At 43.1% G+C, this 7,742-nt stretch carries 9 protein-coding genes; 5 read left to right on the forward strand and 4 right to left on the reverse strand.

Annotation, left to right across the window (positions count from 1 at the left end):
* Positions 1 to 683: 683 nt before the first annotated feature.
* The 4 genes from EKM83_RS12430 (at position 684) to EKM83_RS12445 (ending at position 4,001) form a co-directional block, all read left to right on the forward strand.
* Positions 684 to 1,151, forward strand: a complete 468-nt coding sequence (locus EKM83_RS12430) for a Dps family protein (RefSeq protein ID WP_003587210.1) — start codon at positions 684 to 686, stop codon at positions 1,149 to 1,151.
* A gap of 205 nt (positions 1,152 to 1,356) precedes the next feature.
* Positions 1,357 to 2,100 carry an ABC transporter ATP-binding protein gene (locus EKM83_RS12435; RefSeq protein WP_003581836.1) on the forward strand — a complete coding sequence of 248 codons (744 nt, stop codon included), beginning with the start codon at positions 1,357 to 1,359 and terminating at the stop codon, positions 2,098 to 2,100.
* Positions 2,078 to 3,325, forward strand: coding sequence for an ABC transporter permease (locus EKM83_RS12440; protein WP_125577877.1), 1,248 nt, complete (start codon positions 2,078 to 2,080; stop codon positions 3,323 to 3,325). Before EKM83_RS12435 ends, EKM83_RS12440 begins: the two co-directional genes overlap by 23 nt.
* Positions 3,326 to 3,329: 4 nt before the next feature.
* On the forward strand, positions 3,330 to 4,001 hold the full coding sequence (locus EKM83_RS12445) for a TetR/AcrR family transcriptional regulator (RefSeq protein ID WP_125547619.1): 672 nt from the start codon (positions 3,330 to 3,332) through the stop codon (positions 3,999 to 4,001).
* 103 nt (positions 4,002 to 4,104) lie between these two features.
* Here the strand turns inward: EKM83_RS12445 and EKM83_RS12450 are convergent, their stop codons facing one another.
* The 4 genes from EKM83_RS12450 to EKM83_RS12465 form a co-directional block, all read right to left on the reverse strand.
* Positions 4,105 to 4,452: a hypothetical protein gene (locus tag EKM83_RS12450; protein WP_057707481.1), complete on the reverse strand. Its 348-nt coding sequence runs from the start codon at positions 4,450 to 4,452 to the stop codon at positions 4,105 to 4,107.
* A 49-nt stretch (positions 4,453 to 4,501) separates the two neighbouring features.
* Positions 4,502 to 5,185: an IS6 family transposase gene (locus tag EKM83_RS12455; protein WP_002825828.1), complete on the reverse strand. Its 684-nt coding sequence runs from the start codon at positions 5,183 to 5,185 to the stop codon at positions 4,502 to 4,504.
* Positions 5,186 to 5,397: 212 nt separating this feature from the next.
* Positions 5,398 to 5,955: a hypothetical protein gene (locus EKM83_RS12460; protein ID WP_002825826.1), complete on the reverse strand. Its 558-nt coding sequence runs from the start codon at positions 5,953 to 5,955 to the stop codon at positions 5,398 to 5,400.
* Between the two features lie 200 nt (positions 5,956 to 6,155).
* Positions 6,156 to 7,484, reverse strand: a complete 1,329-nt coding sequence (locus EKM83_RS12465; RefSeq protein WP_164505680.1) for a glycoside-pentoside-hexuronide (GPH):cation symporter — start codon at positions 7,482 to 7,484, stop codon at positions 6,156 to 6,158.
* A 134-nt stretch (positions 7,485 to 7,618) separates the two neighbouring features.
* Here EKM83_RS12465 and EKM83_RS13610 point away from each other — a divergent pair.
* On the forward strand, positions 7,619 to 7,742 hold a 124-nt coding region (locus EKM83_RS13610; protein WP_016374491.1), incomplete at its 3' end, for an IS3 family transposase.

The following is a 7,742-nucleotide window of genomic DNA, read 5'->3' on the forward strand; positions in this document are numbered from 1 at the left end:
AGTTTAATGTTTATAACGAGAAGTCTCTGAAGCGGATCCACCGAGGGTTCAAAGGACTCCAGGACACCTTGAAAGCATCATTTATTTAAGTTAGATACATATTATATGTACGAAGGCATTTCATTTACACAAGATTCTTGACGCTACCGAGAAGTCATTTATACCATATAAAAACAAATAACCCCCAACATCTACATTATAGATATTGGGGGTTATTCTTTCAACGTTTTTGAGGGGCGATTTGATAGTTATAGACCCTATATACTCATAGCCCCTTTCTGTTTGGTGTTAAAGTATTAGTCATCGATGTCATGCACTATCTTGTTTAGCTCCGTTTTGATGGAACTGGGAATATTTTCTAAATTGAAATGATTATATATTTCTTTATCCTTAAGCATCCTTTTTTGTGCCTTATTTAATTTACACTCATTGTTACCCACTACCCATTCATCCTTTATACGTATAAAGGGGTTTTGCGCACTTTCCTTTAACGCGTTTTGAACATCTTCATAAGGTAAATAAAATTCAATTGTAGATTTATTTAATTGGTAGATTGTAACGTCTCCATCTTTTCAAAACGACTTAATTCTACGGGCTATAAATAACTTAATTTGCCAGTGTATAACGTTTCAGATTAAGCTACCACTATGTTATAATAACCATATCGAAAGGAGATCAATCTAATGAAATATACGAAAACCAAAGCAGTATTAAATCAACTCGTTGCCGATTTGAGCCAGATGTCAATGATTATCCATCAGACGCATTGGTACATGCGTGGACCCAACTTTTTGAAGTTGCACCCCTTGATGGATGAGTTCATGGAAGAAATTGACAGCCAACTCGATGTCATTTCTGAACGGCTGATTGCGCTTGATGGCAGTCCTTACTCGACCTTAAAAGAAATGGCCGAAAACACTAAGATTCAAGACTGGCCTGGTGAATGGGACAAAACAACCCCAGAACGCCTCGCACACTTAGTTGATGGCTATCGTTACTTGGAAGACCTTTACCAACACGGCATTGAAGTATCCGATGTTGAAAAAGACTTCAGTACCCAAGATATTTTCATTGGTCTCAAAACCGCAATTGAGAAGAAAATCTGGATGATTCAGGCAGAGCTTGGGTCGGCGCCGGAAATTGATGAATAAAATAATATTAAAAAATCGGTAGGCTTAAACATTGCTAACGCTTATATCAGTGCTGCTATTTAATTAAAATGCGGTGACAAATAGGCCGGAAACAAAATAAGTGAGTGATAACTCATTTTAATGTTGACAAACCGAGATGTACTGATTATACTAAGGCCATTAAGTGAGTGAGTATACACTCGTTTTGAGAAAGAGGGTTATTAAAATGGCAACGGATTATGTCATCGCCAAGCAGGTCAGCAAGCACTTTGGTCATCAGCAAGTGCTCAATCAGATTGATTTGACACTGCCGGCTGGAATGATTTATGGCTTGATTGGGCCATCAGGAGCTGGGAAGACCACCTTGATCAAGAGTATTTTAGGGATGGAAGCTGTGGATAGTGGCACTGTTAAAGTCATGGATACGGTGATGCCCAATAGGGCGGTAATGGCACAAGTAGGGTATATGGCTCAAAGTGACGCTTTGTATGAGACACTAACGGCCCGTGAAAACCTGACCTTGTTTGGGCAATTGATGAGCGTTCCAAAAATAAAGTTAGCACAGATGATTGATTATGCAGCCGGATTAGTTGATTTAACGTCCCAATTAGACAAGCGGGTCAGTGGCTATTCGGGTGGGATGAAACGGCGCTTGTCGTTGGCAATTGCCCTGATTCAGGATCCCCAATTATTGATTTTAGATGAACCGACCGTTGGGATTGATCCAGAATTACGGCAACAAATTTGGACCGAACTAAATAAGCTCAAGGATACCGGTAAGTCGATGCTCGTGACAACGCATGTCATGGACGAAGCAGAACGGTGTGATTATCTCATGTTGATTCGGCACGGGATTGCGCTTGCTGAGGGGACACCCGCGGCACTGAAACAACAGTATGCAGTAGATACGATCGAACAGGTCTTTTTGAAAGCGGGGCGGATGCAAGATGCGAACGATGGCAATCGTTAGACGAGTTTTTAAGCAAATGTTACGTGATAAGCGTACCTTGGCGCTGATGTTTTTGGCACCATTGCTGATTATGACGCTGATGTATTTCTTATTTCAAAACAACACGACGCAAGTAGCAAGCTTGGGTGTTCATCATGTAGACCAATCCGTGGTTAACGTGATCGATACCAAAAACGTGACGATTCATCATTATGATAGTTCACAGGCACGGAAAATGATTAAGCAGCATGATCTAGATGGCTATTTGACTCAGAAAAATGGTCAATTGATGATTACTTATTCAAATAGCAATCCAACCAACACGTCTTTAATTAAGGCGAGTTTACAATCAGGATTAGTCAAGTTGAAAATGAAGACGCTGGTGACCGTTACTAAGAAACAGCGCGCGGCCCTTGAATCGCAACAAGCCGCTTTGAAGAAGCTGACAGCAGCCCAGACACAAGCAACGGTGACCAAGCTGAAGACTGCCATTGCACAAGCCCAGGCCCGCGGTGACCAGGCAACTGCTGAGAAATTACAAAAGCAACTCAAGCAAGCCACAGCCACGACGTCTAGTTCGACTCAGTCAGCTAAAGCAACCAGTTATACGACTAAGTCTCATTATATTTATGGTAGTAGTGATTCAACGTTCTTTGAAAGCTTTTTGCCAGCCTTTCTCGGTTTCTTTGTCTTCTTCTTTGTGTTCTTGATTTCTGGCGTTTCACTTTTGAATGAACGCACTACTGGAACCCTAAGCCGGCTACTTGCAACCCCAATTCGACGGAGTGAAATTATTATGGGCTATCTAATTGGTTATGGGGGCTTTGCCATCATTCAGACTGTCCTGACCGTTGTTTTTACAATTACGGTCTTCAAGATTCACTTAGTTGGTAGTATTTGGCTGGTCTTTCTGACTAACTTATTATTAGCGTTAGTGGCTTTGACCTTGGGTATCTTTATTTCCACCTTTGCTAACTCAGAATTTCAAATGATTCAGTTTATTCCACTGATTGTTGTACCACAAATCTTTTTTGCTGGGTTGGTTCCAGTCGATGGCATGGCCAGTTGGTTGCAAGCAATTGCCCACATCATGCCGTTATACTATGGTGCTAATGCGATGACGGCTGTTGTGACAAAGGGTGCTGGGCTTGGCGATATTGGTGTCAATTTGTTAATATTAGTAGGGTTTATGGTCGTACTAACAATGTTGAATATTGTTGGAATGAAACGTTATCGGAAGGTGTGAGGATATGGAACGACCACGGATACGGGATTATTTTCAACAGGATCTAGGTCAGAATGAAACGATTACACCTAAGCAACGGGCCATCCTCCAGGCAAGTCTCGATTTGTTTGCTGAAAAGGGTTTTGACCAGACCAGTACTAGTGATATTGCACAACGGGCCGGCGTTGCGGAGGGGACGGTCTATCGGCGGTATAAGACTAAGGCTGCCTTACGGGATGCCATCTTAGCACCAATTACCGCGCACATTGTGCCAATCTTAGCGAGTGATTTTTCAGAGGATAAATTACGGCAGCGTTATCCCAGTCTACAGGCATTCGTCACAGCAATTTTTACGGACCGAGTTGCATTTGCTAAAGCTAACGTGAAAGAGTTAAAGGTCATTTTTGAAGTGGCAGCTTTTGACACCGAACGACGCGAACAGATTCTTAGCCAGATTGCGCCTAAGATGGTCAAGCAGATGGGAAGTGTCATCAATCAACTAAAAGCAGATCATTTGATTGTGGATTGGCCGAATGATTTGATACTGCAAAGTTTGTTATCGCAGCTATTCGGTTACCTAGCGCGGTTAATACTGGAATTGCCGGGAACTGAAATTGAGCGCGAACAAGCGTATTTGATTACGGTGATGACCAAAATATTGACCCCGGGTGAACATGATCAAATTACTGGTCAGTGAGCTAACTGTTACTTGATATAAACTAAAGCCACTTCTGTACTTAGCGGTCATTTGAACGCTAAGTACAGAAGTGGCTTTGGTCGTTGCTACGCGTGTTCGTTTGTTAATCTGCTAGTATCGTCATTTTATTCAACAAACTAGTTTGCAACTGGCTGAGTGTGGTCGTCATGTAGACCGGGTAAAGATCTGGGTTGACGAGCCGCTGAGTTGTTCGTGGGAGCTCGGCAAGTTTAGCCTGGGTCGTTGCCTGAATGGTTGTAACCGGAATTGACGTGGTGTTGGACAAATCTACCGGCGCGAGTAAAGGCCGGGCTTCAAAATGGGTGAGTCGCTGTTGGCGGTCGACACTGAGTGGGTCACTGGTGACGACGGTTAGGCTGGTCGCATCGACGATCGTCTCGGTAGCTAGTGCAATCAAATCAGCAAAGGCCCGCTTAGGGCTCTGGTGCAAATAGTCTGAGAGTGTGCCTTTTACCTAGTTGTTGATAGGGTGTTGTAGGTTATGCTGGCACCATCGCTTTTAATTCGTCCACGGCTGAAAACCCGATGAGGCTTAGCTCTCGTCGGGTTTTCTTGCGTAATGCATGGATGACTTCAATGCCGCTGAGTGTTGCACTAGCGGTTCGGATGCTTTGGAAACTTGCTGACCGCACCCGGTGTCGTTTAATGAATCGATGATCTTGTTCGATTAAATTGTTTCGATACTTGGAACATTGGTGTGCTGATTTGCTCAAGTAGTCTTGTTTCATCAGGTGCTTCACTGCCTTAAGTGTTGCTCGATATTGATCGGTGACTAAGCGATCAGGACGACCATTGGTCGTCAAAAGCCGTTTCAAAAAGTGATAGGCTGCCGCATAATCACGATGCTTTCGCAGTTCGAAGTCGAGTGTCAGACCGTTGCTATCAATTGCACGATACAGATAAGTCCAATGACCTTTGACGTTAATGTAAGTCTCGTCTATCCTCCAACTTTTGGTATGGGAGGTTTGATGTTGGCGCCATAAAGCCTTAAAGATGGGACCATAATGATGAACCCAACGCATGACCGTGGTGTGCTGCACACTAACCCCGCGATCACGTAGCAATTCAACGATATCACGGTAGCTGAGACTGAACCTAAAATAGTAGCCAACGGCTACTATAATGATATCCTGTTGAAAGTGGCGTCCTTTAAAGTAATTCATGCGCACAATCCCTCGTTTCTTGTCACTCAGTATACTAGAATGAAGTTGCCAAGCAAACTTTGCACCAGAGCCGTATTAATCTGTACATATAATGTAAAAAGCTCTATTTATAGGTAAATAAGGTCTTCAAACCCAAAAGTAGCCTTGAAACAGCAGGCGTATTGCCAGTAAGTTTCAAGACTACTTATAGGTTATTTATTCAACTAATTAGTTTAAGCTTTGATGATTTTCCCAACTGCAATTGGTAAAGTAACGTGGGCATCGTAGTTCATGACAGTTCCTTGAACAGTAGCCGGTAGCTTCAAGGTATCCGGCACACCATGAATATAAATGACCCTTTTATCAAGCTGCAAATCGTCACTGCCAAAAGCGGCATTAAACGCTGTCTGCAATTCCTTCAGATCAACGAGTTTGTCATAAGCATAGTGACCTTCTGCATCAGCCACTGGGTAACTGTCATTTGGCACATGCATCTTGGCCGGTTCAGCGTCAAATGGCACCATCGTTGTACCGGAAACCGGTTCTGTTTCTGGCAGATCAACGAAACCGTCACCATTAGCATCTTGTGCCGCTGTGGCGATTTCTGCTGGCTTACCATCCGGGAATCCGTGGAAATGTTCCCAATGCTGCACATTAGCAGGTGTATCAAACATATCGATATGAATCTTCATTTGCGCACCATCAATCGTGAACGTCGCGGCACCGTGCGGCGCGGTGCCAATCTTCTCAGCGTTCAATGGCACGATTTCTGCTGTATACTTTTCAGCCATGCAAACCACTCCTTTTAGATTTAGACTCAGTTTCAGTATAGTGCTAACTGGAACGACTCACAATCTATTGCATTTCAAAAGTGAGGTTGCAAGATTATTTGGCCAATTGCAATAACCGTTGGCGCAAAAAGGTAATAATATCACACAGCACCGGTGTTAGTTAGCAAATCAAAAACTATTATTTAGAATATAATTCGGACTTATTTTCTTGCTTCTATTGCTCGTTCAATCCGCCCCTCATCATAAAGCCGCAATACAAAATACATCCCCACATAAATAACCAACGGAATCCAAACATAATTCAAATTAATCATGGTGAGAGTTGCGGCATTCTGGGTTCGATTGGCAACGTAACCCGAAAAGTGAAACAAACCAGCTGTAATCAAGCCGCCAACACCAAGGCCGACGTTAACGCCAAAGTCATCCGTTGAAGCCAGAATTCCCTCGGCTTGGATCCCCATGCTGGCACCATAACGGATTGTGTCAGCAATCATGATTGAGACGAGGCCGATAATGATCCCATTGCCAATCGAGTTAATCAAGACACCGCCAAACAAGAACCACAGTATTTTGGTATAAACCCCAATCGCAATCACGGCTTGACCAACCAGCGCTATTAAAATACCGCGAAGCATCGTTTGCTTCTTACTGCGAACCTCGGTAATTCGAATGATCAGCAATACCCCGATTAACGCTGCCAGGGTAAAACTGTTAGCTAGTGGTACCAGGTTTTCGTTTCCCACCGTATATTTAAAATAGTAAATGGTTGTCTGATTCTTAATTGCCGTCACCAGCCAGTACATGATAATCACGATTGACATAACGATCCATGGCTGATTATGTTTCAACATTTTTAGGACAGTTGTTAACGGTTGATGGGCAATTTCAGGATTCGCGAACCGTTCGCGAACATGGACAAACGTGTTGATAATCAAAAGAAATGAAATCAGGCTAAACACGATGATTGTGCCCAAGAACCCTTTTTGCTGATTACCGTGGCCGAAGAACGCAACCAAGGGTAATGTGAATACCGCCACCACAATTTGAACCGAACTGCCAAAGAATTGACGAATGACACCCAACAACGTCAACTCACGAGTATTCTGCGACATCGTTGGTAAGATTGACGTGATTGGCAGATTAACAGCCGTATACAGAAATCCAAGGCCTAAATACGTCACATATGCCCAGATTAATTTACCATTATACGAAAAGTTAGGCGTCACAAAGGTGAGAACCGCAAAAATAACGTAAGGTAACGAATACCAGAGGAAGAACGGTCGGCTCTTGCCAAACCGTGAATGTGTGTGATCAATCATGATCCCGATGACAAAACTTTCAACAACGTCAGCTACCCGCGCCACGACAAATAAAATGGCCACCGCGCTTGGTGTCAGTCCATAAACATCAGTGTAAAAGAATAGCAAATAGGTCGTCATCATTTGAAAGACTAAATTATCGGCGGCGTCACTTAAGCCGTAACTAATTCGTTCGGGCCACCGTGTTACCCATTTCGTCGTGCTTTTCATCCCATCATCGCCTTTATCGAAATTGTTAATCAACTTTATCATACTCTAAAATTTGGATGTAAGCTGATTCCTGAGACAACTTTTAAGAGAGCGTATAATGAATAAATCGTCTCTCAAAAGGAAGGAATTTTTACATGCCAACTCGTTACGACAAAGAATTCAAACAAAACATTATCAACCTATATAAGCAAGGCGAATCAGCTGCCCAACTGGCCAGAGAATATGGCATTGGCTATTCAACAGTTCATAAGTGGATCC

Origin of the sequence: Levilactobacillus angrenensis, assembly GCF_003946085.1 — a bacterium.
Taxonomy (GTDB): domain Bacteria; phylum Bacillota; class Bacilli; order Lactobacillales; family Lactobacillaceae; genus Levilactobacillus; species Levilactobacillus angrenensis.